The sequence below is a fragment of the Pseudomonas sp. LjRoot71 genome (assembly GCF_964253255.1).
Taxonomy (GTDB): Bacteria; Pseudomonadota; Gammaproteobacteria; order Pseudomonadales; family Pseudomonadaceae; genus Aquipseudomonas.
On sequence record NZ_CAXURA020000001.1, the window covers coordinates 2,569,694 to 2,584,061 of the forward strand.

Here is a 14,368-nt window from a genome sequence, read left to right on the forward strand (position 1 = left end):
ATCAGGGTTCCTGCCCGGCAGCGGAGCCGGACTGCTCCATCACGTCGAGCAGGCGCTTGCCAAGTGCCAGGGCTCGGTCGGCCTGGGGTTGTTGCGGGTTGAGGGTGCTCTGCATCTCGGTGGCAGTAAACAGTGCTTCGCGCAATTGCACTTGCAGCAGGTTATGCCAGGCGCGCGCGTGCTGGCGGTCGCGCAGCAGTGCTTCGCGGTAGCTGTCGATCGCGCCCTGAACATCGCCCTGACGGGCCAGGCTGTTACCAAGCTGGTAACGCACGCCGGCATCGGCCGGCATGGCCTTGGCCAGACGGCGATATTGCTCGCCAGCCTCAACGAAGCGGCCGTTGGCGTAGTCCTGATTGGCGCGATGTGTTAGCCGAGGCCATGGCTCGTCTGGATGAGATGCTCAGCTCGCGGCCCGTGCGGGTGAACTGGCGTGAGGCGGGTGAAGGGCCGTTGCCGATCAGTTGCGACCGCCTGTGGTGCGTGGAAATTCTCTGCAACCTGCTGTCCAACGCCGATAAATACAGCCCACCCGGCAGCCCTATCGAGCTGGCTGTGCAACTGCGTGGGGAACACCTGTACTGCACGGTACGCGATTTCGGCCCCGGCCTGACGGAGGAAGACCGTGAGCGGGTATTCGAGCGCTTCTACCGCGCGCAGGGTACGCGCAGTATCGCTGGCACCGGCTTGGGCCTGTCGATTGCCCGCGCCCTGGCGCAATGGCATGGCGGCTCGTTGACCGTATGCAATGCCGAGGGTGGTGGGGCACTGTTTACCCTGGTGCTGCCACTCCCCGCTGAGCCCTAGACGCCACTGTTACTGCCGCTCAATTGGCCCTGCGGGTGTGTGCTGCCTGCCCCTGATTCAGGGTCCACTCCAGCACCTCGCGGGCCAGTTGGTCGCCGGCCTGGCCGAAGGCGTTGACCACCGCCGGCACCGAGGTGTCGCGGGCCGCCTGGCTGACTTCGAAGCGCCGGCTGGCGAGGATGCGCAGGCTGCCACTCTCGACCAGGCGCGCCTCGAACAGGATGCGTGCGGTCGGGCGGCCGTTCTGGTATTCGCTGTGGAAGGCACGCAGGTCGCCGTCCAGTTCGAGGTCGGCTTGCAGGCGGCTGTCATCGCTGCTGACGGCTTTGAGCCGTCCGTCGTCGAGGAACGCGTCGATCAGTCGGTCGCGCAGCAGCAGCGGTGCGCGGTCACTCCAGCGCACGCCCTGGTAGGCACTGATCTGGTCGCCTGGGGGCAGTACGGCAATTCGCGTGCTGTCGAGTAACTGGCTGCTGTAGGGCTTGTTCACCCGCAATGCCCAATCGGCGCTGACCTCATGGTTGGGCAGGCTGCTGGCCGGTAGGCGGTAGATGCTCAGCACCTGGCTTTTCGGCAGGATCGAACAGGCGCTCAGGCTGCCGATCAGCAGCAGGGTGGCGAGCAGGCGTAGTCGGCTCATGGCTGGAACTCCTTGATGGTGTCGCTGCGCAGCAGGTAGCCGGCCGGGTCTTCTTCCAGGCGGCGGGCGAAGGAGCGCAGGGCGCTGAGGGTTTCGCGCAGTTCGACAATGGTCGGGCCGAGTTCGCCAATGCCTTGCATGCCGTTGTTGAGGGTGCTGTGGTTATCCGCTAACAAGCGTTCGACGCTGCTGCTGCTGCGCTCCAATGAGGCCATCAGGCGGTTGGCGCTGCTGACGGCTTCGTGGCCTGGGCCGCTGAGCAACTGGTTGGCATTGCGCATCAGGTTGGCGGCTTCCTGGCTGGCGCTGCTCATCTGTTGCAGGGCCTGACGCAGCTCATCGCGCTGTTCGGCCACGCTGGCGCTGGTCTGTTCGATGTTGTCCAGGGTGCGTGAGATGCGACCGATGTTCTCGTGGGAGAACAGTTGGTTGGCGCGGTTGAGCAGAAGGGTGACGCTGACCACCAGGTCTTCGCCGTTGGACATCAGGCGCGTCAGCGGCGAAGGATCGGCGATGATTTCCGCCCGTTGTTCACCCTTGCCCTCCAGTGCCGGGCTTTCCGGGGTGCCGCTGTGCAGCTGGATCAGCGAGGCACCGGTAATCCCGGTGATCGACAGACGGGCGCGGGTGTCCTGTTTGATCGGTGTGCTGGCGCTGACGCGGATGTGTGCGCGCACCTTGCGCGGGTCGTTCGGATCAAGGCGCAGGCTGATCACGTCGCCGACCTTGATGCCGCTGTACTGCACGGCGCTGCCGGCCGACAGACCACTGACCGCTTCGTTGAAGATCACGTCAAAGTCGCGGGTTTCCTGATCCGAGCTGGCCTTGCTCAGCCACAGGGCAAAGCCCAGGGCTGCTGTAACCATCAGCACGGTAAACAGACCAATCAGCACGTGGTGGGCACGTGGTTCCATTCAATTTCTCCCTGGCACGCCACTGGCGGCCTGTTCGGCTGCGCGTCCGCGCGGGCCGTGAAAATACTCGTGAATCCAAGGGTTTTCGGTGGCGGCCACGACGTCCAGGCGGTCGGCCACCAGCACGCGTTTTTCCGCCAGCACCGCCACCCGGTCACAGATGGTGTAGAGCGTATCCAGGTCATGGGTGACCAGAAACACACTGAGGCCGAGGGCATCGCGCAGGGTCAGGATCAATTGGTCGAAGGCTGCCGCGCCAATCGGGTCGAGCCCGGCAGTCGGCTCGTCGAGAAACAGAATGTCCGGTTCCAGGGCCAGGGCCCGGGCTAGGGCAGCGCGTTTGATCATGCCGCCGGACAGCTCGGTCGGGTACTTGTCCCCGGCTCCGCGTGGCAGGCCGACCAGCGCCAGTTTGACCTGGGCCAGGCGCTCGGCTGCGGCACGGCTGAGGCCGGCATGTTCGATCAGTGGCAGGGCGGTGTTCTCGGTCACCGTCAGCGAGGAAAACAGCGCCCCGCGCTGGTACAGCACGCCGAAACGCCGCTCCAGTAGCGAGCGTCGCTCGGGTGGCAGGGCCAGCAGCTCTTCACCAAATACCCGCACGGTGCCGGCGTTGGCCTGGCGCAGGCCGAGGATGCAGCGCAGCAGCACCGACTTGCCGGTGCCCGAGCCGCCGACCACGCCGAGTACCTCGCCGCGATACAGGTCCAGGGCCAGGTCCTGGTGCACGGTCTGGGTGCCGAAGCGGTTGACCAGGTTGCGGACCTCAATAATCGCTTCGCCCATCACCAGCCCATCTCCATCAGAAACAGTGCGGCCAGGGCATCGAGCACGATCACCACGAAAATCGACTGCACCACCGCCGAGGTGGTGCGCTCGCCCACCGACTGTGCACTGCCGGTGACCTTGAAGCCTTCCAGGCAGCCGATCACCGCGATCAGGAAGGCAAACAGCGGGGCCTTGGCCATGCCGACCAAAAAGTGCTTGAGAGCGATGTTTTCCTGGAGCATGGCCAGGTACATGGCCGGCGAAATATCCAGGCTCAGGGCACAGACCACTGCGCCGCCGAGGATGCCGCTGAGCATGGCGATAAAGGTCAGGATCGGCAGAGCAATCAGCAGGGCGAACACCCGTGGTAATACCAGCAGTTCCAGGGGGCTCAGGCCCAGCGTGCGGATCGCGTCGATTTCTTCGTTGGCCTTCATCGAGCCGATTTGCGCGGTAAAGGCGCTGGCGGTGCGGCCGGCGATCAGAATGGCGGTGAGCAGCACGCCAAACTCACGCAAGAAGGAGAACGCCACCAGGTCAACGGTGTAAATACTTGCGCCGAAATCGGCGAGCACCGTGGCGCCGAGAAAGGCCACCACTGCGCCGACCAGAAAGGTCAACAGGGCGACGATAGGCACGGCATTCAGGCCGCTCTGTTGCAGGTGCGCCACCAACGAGGTGATGCGCCAGCGGCCGGGCCGCAGGATGATGGCGAACATCGCCGCCAGGGTCATGCCGATAAAGCCGAGCAGGGCGATGCCTTGTTGCCAGAGTTCGTCGACGGCCTGACCGATCTGGCCGAAGAATTCACGCCAGGCTGGGGGGCGTTTGCTGGGTTGCGCATCGCCGGCTTCGGCAATCGCCGTGCCTACGGTTTGCAACAGGGCGCGGCGTTCGCTGGGCAGCCCCGGCGCATCCTGAGCCAGTTGTGCCAGGCGCTGACTGCCGAGCAGCTCCACCAGCAAGGCGGCCCCGGCGGTATCCAGTGCGGCGAGGCTTTGCAGGTCGACGCGGGCGCTGCTCGGCAGCGTGCCGCGCAGTTGCAGAACCTGCGCTTCCAGGCTGGCGTAGTGAGCCAGTGTCCAGTCACCACCAATACGCACCCCAGAAGGCGCATCCGTGCGGCTGGACTCAAGCGGTGTGATAAAGGGTGCTGTGCTCATGGGCCACAGCTTACCCCTGTCGTTACGCTTACGCCCAGTGCCAAGGTGCAGGCTTAACCGTCTGCGGTGATTTCCGCGATCAGTTCGCGCAGGGCCGCTTCGGCTTCTTCGTTGGCCACCTGGCAGGTGCCGGCATTGGCATGGCCACCGCCGTTGTAGCTCAGGCACAGCTCGCCAACGTTGGTCTGCGAGCTGCGGTCGATGATCGATTTGCCGATGGCGAATACGGTGTTCTGCTGTTTCACGCCCCACATCACGTGAATGGAAATGTTGCACTGCGGGTACAGGGCATAGATGACGAAGCGGTTGACCGCGTAAATCGTCTCCTCGTTGCGCAAATCCAGCACCACCAGGTTGTGGTAGACCGTGGCGCAGCGCTGAATCTGTGCCTTGGCTTCGCGCTGGTGTTCCAGATACAGCGCCACGCGTTCATCGACATCGGGCAGTTGGAGAATTTCATCGATGCCGTGGGTTTGGCAGAAGTCGATCAGTTGCATCATCAACTGATAGTTGGAAATGCGGAAATCACGGAAGCGGCCTAGGCCGGTGCGGGCATCCATGATAAAGCTGAGCAGCTCCCAGCCCTGCGGGTCGAGGATGTCGTCGCGGCTGAATTGGGCGGCGTCGGCCTTGTCCACGGCCGCCATCATTTCATCCCAGTCACGCGGGAAGGCGTCGTGGCCGCCGTAGTGTTGCCACACCACCCGCGCCGCCGAGGGCGCAGTGGCGTCGATCAGGTGATTGCTGGCCGGCTGGTTGCGGATGGTTTCGCTCAAGTGGTGATCGAAGGCCAGGTAGCAGCCGGGCACGTAGGGCAGGTTGGTGGTGATGTCGTTGCTGGTGATGGCGACTTTGCCGTCCTGCATGTCCTTGGGGTGGACGAAGAGGATGTCGTCGATCAGCTTGAGGTGTTTGAGCAGGGCGGCGCACACCAGGCCGTCAAAATCACTGCGGGTGACCAAGCGATAGGAACTGGACATAGAGCATCTCCGGAGCGGGCAAGCGACGTTAGGAACGTACAGGCCCTCTTCAAGGTAGCACGCGCTTTGCCCCTCAGCTCGGCGGTTGTTGCTGCGTTTCCAGGCAGCTGAAGGTCGACTTCAGGACAGTCTCGGAGAGGCCATGGCCCTAGGCTGCGGCTGTTGTTCTACCGACCTCAGGAGCCACCATGTCGCCGATTACCGTACTGCGTGATACCCATCCGATTCCGCTGCTGGATGCCTGCAAGTGGACGCGCATTGCTGGGGAACCGCACACCGTCAATCTGAATGCCTACACCTCGGCCGATGGCAGCAAGATCATGGGCACCTGGATCTGCACGCCTGGCAAATGGCAGGTGGCCTATGAAAAGTGGGAGTACTGCCACTTTCAGGAGGGCTACTGCATCATCACCCCCGAAGGTCAGGCGCCGATTCACCTGCGGGCCGGCGATATTTTTATCGTCGAACCGGGGATGAAGGGCACCTGGGAGGTGGTTGAAACCGTGCGCAAGTATTTCGTGTTTGCCTGAGCCTGATCAGGGGTTGAAGCTGCGCGCATCCTTGGCCCACACATCCAGCACGGGTGTGATGTCCTTGAGGCGCAGCTGGGTGCTGTCATTTTCCAGCTGCAAGCCATGGCCCTTGCGCACCACGCGGGCCATCGGCTGGCTGTTGCGGGCATCGATGGCTTCCAGCTCGATATAGATTTCCGTATTCAGATCGCGGGTACCGGCGGCGTTGCTGGCGGCGGCTGCCACCAGGGCGACCGGCACCACTTCATAGACCTTGAGTCCCTCCGGCGACAGGTTCACCGCGGTCATAGCCGAGCGCAGCACCAGGGTGTCGGTATCGGGGTACTCGACAATGCGCAGCCGCCCGGCCAGTTCCAGACGCATGGCCTGCTGCAGATAGAGGGCAATTTCGTCCAGGGTCTGCTGGCTGACCTGGGCATCGGGCGTTGGGCTCGGGTAGAAGTGCGGGCGCTCGACCAGCACCGAGCGGTACTTCTCCAGCGTGAAGTCGGGCGAGACCCAGCGCATCACCGGTGCGCCGCTGGCCGATTGCGCCGGTTGCAGCTGCGAGTAGTCGCTGAGAAACCCCGAATACTCTGATGGGGTGGGCGTCTGGCTGGCGCACCCGGCCAGCAGCAGGGTGGCTGAAAGAGCAATGACGGGGGCCGTGAGCTTCATCGCAGAGGTCTCGCGTGGGGACAGTTGCCTAACTGTAGACCAGCCTTGAGCGCTGTTCTGCGTGGGCTAGTTGCGCCGGAAGACCAGGGCCTTGAGGGCGCTGTCCGGCTGGCTGTCGGGAAACTCCGGCGGGTTGTCCAGGCGCTCGCTAAACCTCAGGTCAGGCGCTTCGTGGGCCATGGCCTGGATCAGGTAATCCGGGCCGATTTCCGGCTCATTGCTGCACGCCAGCACCACGCCGTTCGCACTCAACAGCTCAGGCAGGCGACGCAGCACCTTTGGGTAATCCTTGCTCAGCACAAAGCTGCCGCGCTGGAACGATGGTGGGTCGACGATGATCAGGTCATAAGGCCCGTACTTGGCCACCTTGCCCCAGGATTTGAACAGGTCATGGCCGAGAAACACCACCTGGCTCAGGTCGTGCTGGTTCAGGCGATGATTATCGCGGCCACGGCTGAGCGCGGCTCGGGCCATGTCCAGATTGACCACCTGGCGTGCGCCACCGGCCAGGGCCGCCACCGAGAAGCCGCAGGTGTAGGCGAACAGGTTGAGCACGCGCTGGCCCGTCGCCTGGGCCTGCACCCATTGGCGGCCGTAGCGCATGTCGAGAAACAGCCCGCTGTTCTGCTTTTTGCCCAGGTCGAGGCGATAGTGCAGGCCGTGCTCGCAGATATCCCAGTGCTCAACCGCTTCGCCGAGTAGCCACTGCGTTGGGCTTTCCGGCAGGTAGCGCAATTGCAGCAGCAGGCTGTGCGCGCCGCTCTGCTGCCAGGCAGCGGAGTGACCGAGGTCCTGCAACATCTGTTGCAGGGCGGCCAGTTCTGCATCGCTCACCGGCTTGAACAGTGCCACCAGCAGCACGCCTTGCAGCCAGTCCACGGTGATCTGCTCCAGCCCCGGCCAGCAGCGCCCGCGCCCGTGGAACAGGCGGCGGGTTTCGCTGGGGGCTGGGCTGAGTGCGGCCAGCAGGTGCTGCTGCAAGGTGGCGAGGGCGTCTGGGGTCATGGGCGGCGATCAATGGGCTGAGGTGGCGATTTTATCAGGCCGCCGCTTCGAATCGTCTGTGTCGATCATTGTTATCGGCAAAGGCGTTTGGCATTCGCGCTGTCGAGTGCCTAGCATTGCCTTCTATTTCAACCGCATTTAAGGAACGACCATGCACATCGACGAAGCCATCCGCAGTCGCCGCGCCGTTAAAGGTTATGACCCGGCATTTACCCTGAGCGATGCCGAGAAGGATGAATTGCTGCAACTGGCGCTGCTGGCACCGTCGGCATTCAACCTGCAGCATGTGCGCCTGGTCGAAGTCAGCGACCCGGCGCTGCGCCAGCAACTGCGTGCAGTGGCCTGGGGCCAGGCGCAGGTGACCGATGCCTCGATGCTGGTGGTGGTGTGCGCCAAGCTCGACAGTTGGCAGCACGATGTCGGCCGCGTCTGGGATGGTGCGCCGCAAGAAGTGCAGGCCTATATGGCCGGTGCCATCGACACCTACTACCGCGACAAGCCGCAGGTGCAACGCGATGAAACCATGCGCAGCTGTGGCCTGATGGCGCAGACCCTGATGCTCGCCGCGCGCGGCAAGGGCCTGGATTCCTGCCCGATGGACGGTTTTGATTTCGATGCGGTGGGCAAGCTGATCAACCTGCCTGAAAACCACGTGATCGCTCTGATGGTCGCCGTCGGCAAGAAGACCATTGAACCCAAACCGCGCATCGGCAAACTGCCGTACAACGAAGTGGTGTTGCGCAACGGCTTCTGATCGCCAGGCAGATGGTTGCGCGCTTCGGTCATTGTTCAACTATCACTGTGGTCAGCCTGCGGCTGTTCACACCACTAAAGGTTGGATGACAAATGCGCGGTTGGGGGTGAATCTGGCGGGCATAAGGGGGCTACACATGGCCCCGCAGCCATAAGAAGAAGCCTGAGGAGCCCCCATGTCTGCCGAACATCTGGATGTCTTGATTATCGGTGCCGGTCTGTCCGGCATCGGTGCTGCCTACCACCTGATGAAGCACTGCCCCGGCAAGCGCTTTGCCATCCTCGAAGGCCGCGCGGCTCTGGGCGGCACCTGGGACCTGTTCCGTTATCCGGGGATTCGCTCCGACTCGGACATGTTCACCCTCGGCTACAACTTCAAACCCTGGACCAACCCGCTGGCGATTGCCGACGGCCCGTCGATCCGCAGCTACATCGAGGAAACGGCCCAGGAAAATGGTATTCAGGAAAAGATCCGCTTTCAGCACAAGGTGCTCAAGGCCGACTGGTGCAGCGAGCGCGCTACCTGGACCTTGCAGGTGCAGCGTGGTGATGACGCCGAGCCGATCAAGCTGAGCTGTCAGCACCTGCTGATGTGCACCGGCTATTACCGCTACGAAGCGGGCTACACCCCCGAGTTCAAAGGTCGCGAACAGTTCCAGGGCGACTTTATCCACCCGCAACTGTGGCCGGAGAACTTCGACTACAGCGGCAAGAACGTGGTGGTGATTGGCAGCGGCGCGACGGCCGTGACCCTGGTGCCGGCGATGACCGACAAGGCCAGGCACGTGACCATGCTGCAACGCTCACCGACCTATGTGGTAAGCCTGCCGCAGGGCGATCCGATCTCTGATGTGCTGCGCAAGTTCCTGCCGGAAACCTGGGTCTATCGTCTGGCGCGCACCCGTCAGGTGGCGATACAGCTGGGTTTCTACAAGCTCGCCAAGGCCTTCCCCAGCCTGGTGCGCAAGGCGTTGCTGGGACTGGCTCGGCATCAGCTGGGTAAGGATTTCGACATGCGCCACTTCAGCCCGCGCTACAAACCCTGGGATGAGCGGGTCTGTGCGGTACCCAATGGCGATCTGTTCAAGGTGCTGCGCAATGGCAAGGCCTCGGTGGTCACCGAGCATATCGACGGTTTTACCGCCAAGGGCATCCGCCTGAAGTCCGGTAAGGAGCTGCCGGCGGATGTGATCATCAGCGCCACCGGGCTGGAATTGCAGCTGTTTGGTGGTATGCAGGTGGTGGTCGACGGGCAGCCGTTCGACGCGTCCAAGAGCATGGGTTATCGCGGCATCATGCTGCGTGACCTGCCCAATGCCGCCGTGGTGCTGGGCTACACCAACGCCAGCTGGACCCTCAAGGCCGACCTTTCCAGCGAATACTTCTGCCGTCTGATCAACCATATGGACGCCACTGGCATGCGCCAATGCACCCCACGTGACAGTACGCGGCAGGTTAAAGAGGCACCCTTCCTCGATTTGGCGTCTGGCTACATCCAGCGCGCCGCCGACAAGATCCCCACCCAGGGTGATCGTGCGCCGTGGAAGCTCTACCAGAACTACCTGCTGGACCTGGCGCTGCTGCGCTACGGCAAGGTGGAAGACGGTTTCCTGGAGTTCAGCTCACCTCATGTCGGCGAATCTGCTGCAACGGCTACAGCGGTCTAGACTGGAAGGCAATGTAAGCCAAACGCTATAGCAGCCTGGCGCGTTACGCCTACAGAGATGTGGCCATTTGCCGCTTTGGTGGATTGGCATAAGGCCACTATGCTTTGCGACAGCTTTCATGGAGGAATGGCCGCTATGCCGGCTGCTGTCACAAAGGAGTCCTCTAGAGGATGAAAAGAATGGAATCGCTTCAGCAAGAGCAACGCTACCTGCCTGAACTGCGGGCACATATCGACAAGTTGCTGGCCAAGGGCTGGGTGATCGCTGATCGCAATCCCTTGACCCTGCAGTCCGGGCGCAAGACCTATATGGTTGTGCACGGCATGTTGATTGGTGATGCCGCGTTCTAGCGCCAGCCCCATCGTTTTCCCGGGCCCCTGTCGATCTCGATCGACAGTGGCCTTTTTTGTGGCCGGTGATCAGCCCGTAGAGCGCGGCAGTTGCCATTGGGTCGCCGCCAGCCAGTCGGCAAACGCGGCAGGCGGCAGCGGTTTGCTCAGCAAGTAGCCCTGGGCGATATCGCAACCGAGCTGATCGAGACGGTCGAGAATGGCCTCGGTTTCCACCCCTTCAGCGACGATCTTGAGATTCATGTTGTGGCCCAGTTCGATGGTCGAGCGGACGATGATGTCGTCGTCGGGATTGCTCAGCAGGTCCAGCACGAAGGACTTGTCGATCTTCAGCTCATGCACCGGCAAGCGCTTGAGTTGAGCCATGCTTGAGTAACCCGTGCCGTAGTCGTCGATCGACAGCCGCACACCCAATTCGCACAACTCCTGCAGTTGTCCCATGGCCAGTTCCGGGTCGGCCATTACTGCGCTTTCAGTGATTTCCACGATCAGGGCAGATGGCGGCACGCTATGCTCGGCCAGTTGCGCGGCGATAAAACCGGCAAAGCCGGGATCGGCCAGATCCAGTGCGGAGATATTGATCGCTGTCTTCAGGTCCAAGCCCAGCTCCTGCCAGGCGCGACTCTGCGCCACCGCAGTGCGCACCACCCAGCGGGTGAGGGCGCAGACGTTGCCGGTCTGTTCGGCCAGGGGGATAAATTCGTCCGGCGGGATAAACCCGTGCACCGGGTGAATCCAGCGCACCAGGCATTCCACGCCATACAGGCTGCGCGCGCGGATATTCAGTTTGGGCTGGAAGTACAGGCTGAGTTGACCGCCTTCCACCGCGCCTTTCAGTTCGCTCATCAATGCCAGGCGCAGCAGGCTGTGACGGTCCAGTTCCGGGCGGTAGAGGGCGTAGGGTGAGCGCTGCTGCTTACCCAGGTACATCGCCACTTCGGCATGTTGCAGCAGACTGCCGGCGCTTTCCCCGTGATCGGGATACAGGGCGATGCCCACTGTGGCGTTGAGGGTCATGCTGATGCCGCGCACGGCGAAGGGTTCGTGCAAGGCCGTGCGGTAATGCTCGGCGGCGGGGATCAGCCAACCGGGCTGGCAGGGGCTGATTAGCAACGCAAACTCGTCACCACCCAGGCGTGCCAGCTGTTCGCCCGGGCGCAGCAGCGCTTGCAGGCGGGCGGCGAGCTGGCACAGCAGTTGGTCGCCGGCATCATGGCCGAGGGTATCGTTAAGGTCTTTGAAATTGTCCAGGTCCATCAGCAGCACCGCCACACCTTCACCCGGCTGGCACTGCGTCAGGGCCTGTTGCAGTTCGGCGACAAAACGGTTGCGGTTGGCTACCTCGGTCAGCGGGTCGCGGTAAGCGAGAAAGCTGATGGTGGTTTCGCGCTCGGCAATGCCTTGCTGCATGGCGACGAATTCGCGGGCAAGCAAGCCGACCTCGCCACTGGCCTGAGTCGCCGGCACTTGCATCGCCATCTGATAGTCGCCACTGGCGATGCGTCGCACGTTGTCGACCATCTGACTCAGTGGCCGGCTGACGGTATTGGCGATCCATAGCGCGCCGAGTCCGGCCAGCAGCAGGGCGATGGCGAAGATGGTTGCCAGTTGCCATTGCAGTGGCTGGTAATCGGCCAGCTCGGCGGACAGCGAGCGCATCAGCAGCACCTGCAAGTCGCTGCTGGTGCCGCTCAGCGGCGCGCGCAGTGCCACCTGTTCCAAGCCCTGCAATTCAAAGCGAAATACCCCCTCGGCATTCGTCAGTAACTGGCCGGCCAGTTCAGCCCGTGGCAGCGCCTTCAGGTTGCTGGCCAGTACCCGGTATTGGCCAGGGCTGCCGTCGAGCAGGGCGACGTCGGCGCCGCTGAGCCGGGCCAGATGTGCGGTGGCCTGATCGTCCAGTTCAAAAGCCATCAGCAGCCAGCCCATCAGGTTGGGGCGTGGGGCGAAGATCGGCGTGGCATTGATATGCAGCACCCGTCCACCAAATACCACCAGACGCTCTGCGCTTTGCGGGTCGTTTTCGTTTAGCAGGTCATCCCACGGCAGCGCTGCGCCGGGCAGCAGTTCACCGCTGGTGCCCGCGAGAATCAGCCCCTCGGGCGCGCTGACTAGGGCAAAGCTGGCCTGGCTGCGCGAGGCGAAGGATTCCAGCGCGGCAGACAGCGACTGCGCTTCCTGCTGTGGGCTGGCGATCAGGTCGGCGATTTCGCCGAGCAGGGTGAAGTCCTTGGCGATCAGATCGGCCATGGCGCTTTGCGCCTGGCGGCGGCTTTGCAGCTCGTTACTCAGCACGGCATGGGCGAAGTTCAGCTGCCCGGCCACCTGGCTCAGGGTGTGTTGATACGTGGAGCGATAGACCAGTGCCAGCAACAGCACCATGACCGCCAGCAGCAACAGCAGAAAGAAGCCGAGAATCTTGCCGCGCAGGGTCATGAGGCGTAGTCACGTTGGGCCGTGGGGCGGGCTTTGGGCTCTTTCGGGCGCGGGTCGCGCTTCAGCGCGCCGGTGAGTTGCCAGGTCAACGTGCCGTCGCTGGGCACCGCGCGGTTCAGGGTTTCCTGCGGGTCGGCGATACGGGGGTGCCAGAGCTGCAGGGTTTGCCCGGCGGCGGCATCGAAGTTGAGGCGGGCTTTGCCCTGCGCGTCGGTCTGGGCGAACCAGGGCGTGTCGAGTACCAGGATAAATCCGAGCATCCAGTCATGGATATTGCAGCCCAGGGTGACCAGGCCTGGCTGGTCGAAACGCATCTCCTGCGCTGCGGCCTTCTGCTGGTGCAGGCGCAGTTCGAAACGCTTGGCCGGCGAGAAGGAGTAAACGTGATGATTGATCGGGTCGGAGTTGGGAAAGCTCACCGTGGTGCCGACTTGCACCGGCAGAACATAGGGGGTGAACTGGCGCTTCTGTTGGTCCATCACCGCAGTGGCGGGTTGGCTTTGCGCCGGGCCGGGTTCGATCCACAGTACGGCGTCGCTGAGTGGTTGGCCCTGGTTATCGAGCAGCACGACCTCCAGATTCTGGGCCTGCGCCAGTGTGCCCAGCAGCACCAACAGCAGTGCCAACGCCGATTTCAACATGATCGATCCCCCAAGACCGCACGACAGTAGCCGTCAGTATAGGAAGGCTTTGTGCGGCTGCCGGACGATCAGCGCTGACCGATCTGTTGGATCTGTTCAATCAGCCACTGCAGCGCCGGGTCACGCTGGCGCTGGGCCAGGCTGACGATTTCCAGGTGAAACGGGCCAAGGGCGAATGGCAACTCGAACAGTTGCAGCGGCAGCAGGCTGGCGAAGTGGCGCGCCAGCTGAGTCGGCAGCACCGCGCCCAGTTCGCTGCTGGCAACAATATGCGCGGCTTGCAGGTAATTGGGCGTGGTGTAGAGGATTTCCCGACACAGTCCCTGCTCCCCCAGCCATTGGTCGACCATGCCACGCGTCTGACCACCGTGCACCCACAGATGACGCAGTTGCAGAAATGTCGGCAGGTCCATGGGTTGGTTGCCCAGAGGGTGGCCGCGCCGCAGCGCCAGTTGCAGGGTTTCACTCATCCAGTGCTGGCGGGCAAAACGCGCGGGAATGTCCTCGAAGCGTCCCAACACCAGGTCCAGCTCGCCCTTGTCCAGCGCTTCGGCCGGCAGGCTGGGGCTCAGGTGGCGGATGTCGATGCGCATGCCGGGTGCCTGCTGACTGAGTTGTTCAAGCAGGCGTGGCATGCAGATCAGCTCGACATAGTCGGTGACGGCGATGCTGAAGTGTTGACGGCTGCTGGCCGGGTCGAACACATCGCCGGCACTGAGGCTTTGTTCCAGTTGCTGCAGGGCTGCGCGGATCGGCGTTTCCAGCGCCTGGGCGCGCGGCGTGGGTTGCATGCTGCGGCCCACGCGTACCAGCAACGGGTCATCGAGCAGTTCGCGCAGGCGATTCAGCGCATTGCTGACCGCCGGCTGGCTCAGGGCCAGACGTTCGGCCGCGCGGGAAACATTCTGCTCACGCATCAGTGCATCGAATACACGCAGCAGGTTGAGATCGAAGGTCGAGAAATTCATCTGATGAATACGACTTATCACAAGACTAAATTTCAAAAATAGTAGCGCCTTGCTTATGGTGGTGGGCGATTTTTTGTATGCCGGAG

The 14,368-nt window shown here is 62.8% G+C and carries 15 protein-coding genes and 1 pseudogene; 5 read left to right on the forward strand and 11 right to left on the reverse strand.

Translation table 11 applies throughout. The features are described 5' to 3' along the window. Position 1: 1 nt before the first annotated feature. Positions 2–346: pseudogene (locus tag ACSQ17_RS12170) on the reverse strand (tetratricopeptide repeat protein); the annotation flags it as partial. A gap of 35 nt (positions 347–381) precedes the next feature. On the opposite strand from ACSQ17_RS12170, the gene ACSQ17_RS12175 reads away from it, so the two are divergent. Next, positions 382–807 (forward strand): sensor histidine kinase, encoded by a 426-nt coding sequence (locus ACSQ17_RS12175; RefSeq protein WP_436068841.1) that lies wholly within the window; start codon positions 382–384, stop codon positions 805–807. A 19-nt stretch (positions 808–826) separates the two neighbouring features. On the opposite strand, the gene ACSQ17_RS12180 is transcribed toward ACSQ17_RS12175, so the two are convergent. The 5 genes from ACSQ17_RS12180 to ACSQ17_RS12200 are packed head-to-tail and all read right to left on the reverse strand — an operon-like array spanning position 827 to position 5,272. Then, positions 827–1,447 carry an ABC-type transport auxiliary lipoprotein family protein gene (locus tag ACSQ17_RS12180; RefSeq protein ID WP_436068843.1) on the reverse strand — a complete coding sequence of 207 codons (621 nt, stop codon included), beginning with the start codon at positions 1,445–1,447 and terminating at the stop codon, positions 827–829. Beyond that, a complete protein-coding gene (locus ACSQ17_RS12185; protein WP_436068845.1) occupies positions 1,444–2,361 on the reverse strand; it encodes an MlaD family protein in 918 nt (305 codons plus the stop codon). The genes ACSQ17_RS12180 and ACSQ17_RS12185 overlap by 4 nt, the downstream gene beginning before the upstream one ends. Then, positions 2,362–3,147 (reverse strand): ABC transporter ATP-binding protein, encoded by a 786-nt coding sequence (locus ACSQ17_RS12190; RefSeq protein ID WP_436068847.1) that lies wholly within the window; start codon positions 3,145–3,147, stop codon positions 2,362–2,364. Further along, a complete protein-coding gene (locus ACSQ17_RS12195; protein ID WP_436068849.1) occupies positions 3,147–4,292 on the reverse strand; it encodes an MlaE family ABC transporter permease in 1,146 nt (381 codons plus the stop codon). Before ACSQ17_RS12195 ends, ACSQ17_RS12190 begins: the two co-directional genes overlap by 1 nt. Before the next feature lie 53 nt (positions 4,293–4,345). Beyond that, the gene (locus ACSQ17_RS12200; RefSeq protein ID WP_436068851.1) at positions 4,346–5,272 is read right to left on the reverse strand and encodes a hypothetical protein; all 927 of its coding nucleotides are present in this window, start codon (positions 5,270–5,272) and stop codon (positions 4,346–4,348) included. A gap of 188 nt (positions 5,273–5,460) precedes the next feature. Here ACSQ17_RS12200 and ACSQ17_RS12205 point away from each other — a divergent pair, with 188 nt between their 5' ends. Next, the gene (locus ACSQ17_RS12205; RefSeq protein WP_233683311.1) at positions 5,461–5,802 is read left to right on the forward strand and encodes a cupin domain-containing protein; all 342 of its coding nucleotides are present in this window, start codon (positions 5,461–5,463) and stop codon (positions 5,800–5,802) included. Positions 5,803–5,808: 6 nt separating this feature from the next. Here ACSQ17_RS12205 and ACSQ17_RS12210 read toward each other — a convergent pair whose 3' ends face one another. Both ACSQ17_RS12210 and ACSQ17_RS12215 read right to left on the reverse strand, forming a co-directional pair. After that, positions 5,809–6,462, reverse strand: coding sequence for a DUF3313 family protein (locus ACSQ17_RS12210; RefSeq protein ID WP_436068853.1), 654 nt, complete (start codon positions 6,460–6,462; stop codon positions 5,809–5,811). 66 nt (positions 6,463–6,528) lie between these two features. Continuing rightward, a complete protein-coding gene (locus tag ACSQ17_RS12215) occupies positions 6,529–7,467 on the reverse strand; it encodes a class I SAM-dependent methyltransferase (RefSeq protein ID WP_436068855.1) in 939 nt (312 codons plus the stop codon). 151 nt (positions 7,468–7,618) lie between these two features. Here ACSQ17_RS12215 and ACSQ17_RS12220 point away from each other — a divergent pair, with 151 nt between their 5' ends. The 3 genes from ACSQ17_RS12220 (at position 7,619) to ACSQ17_RS12230 (ending at position 10,237) form a co-directional block, all read left to right on the forward strand. Further along, positions 7,619–8,221 carry a nitroreductase family protein gene (locus ACSQ17_RS12220; protein WP_436068857.1) on the forward strand — a complete coding sequence of 201 codons (603 nt, stop codon included), beginning with the start codon at positions 7,619–7,621 and terminating at the stop codon, positions 8,219–8,221. 175 nt (positions 8,222–8,396) lie between these two features. Then, on the forward strand, positions 8,397–9,887 hold the full coding sequence (locus ACSQ17_RS12225; RefSeq protein ID WP_436068859.1) for a flavin-containing monooxygenase: 1,491 nt from the start codon (positions 8,397–8,399) through the stop codon (positions 9,885–9,887). Between the two features lie 179 nt (positions 9,888–10,066). Continuing rightward, complete coding sequence (locus ACSQ17_RS12230) at positions 10,067–10,237, forward strand: hypothetical protein (RefSeq protein ID WP_170048627.1); 171 nt, start codon at positions 10,067–10,069, stop codon at positions 10,235–10,237. A gap of 69 nt (positions 10,238–10,306) precedes the next feature. Here ACSQ17_RS12230 and ACSQ17_RS12235 read toward each other — a convergent pair whose 3' ends face one another. The 3 genes from ACSQ17_RS12235 to ACSQ17_RS12245 all read right to left on the reverse strand — a co-directional run bounded on the left by ACSQ17_RS12235 (position 10,307) and on the right by ACSQ17_RS12245 (position 14,282). Beyond that, positions 10,307–12,673: a putative bifunctional diguanylate cyclase/phosphodiesterase gene (locus ACSQ17_RS12235; protein ID WP_436068862.1), complete on the reverse strand. Its 2,367-nt coding sequence runs from the start codon at positions 12,671–12,673 to the stop codon at positions 10,307–10,309. Then, entirely contained in the window at positions 12,670–13,314 is a 645-nt protein-coding gene (locus ACSQ17_RS12240) for a methylamine utilization protein (protein ID WP_436068864.1), read from the reverse strand. The genes ACSQ17_RS12235 and ACSQ17_RS12240 overlap by 4 nt, the downstream gene beginning before the upstream one ends. 68 nt (positions 13,315–13,382) lie before the next feature. Next, positions 13,383–14,282, reverse strand: coding sequence for a LysR family transcriptional regulator (locus tag ACSQ17_RS12245; RefSeq protein WP_436070468.1), 900 nt, complete (start codon positions 14,280–14,282; stop codon positions 13,383–13,385). Between the last annotated feature and the right edge of the window lie 86 nt (positions 14,283–14,368).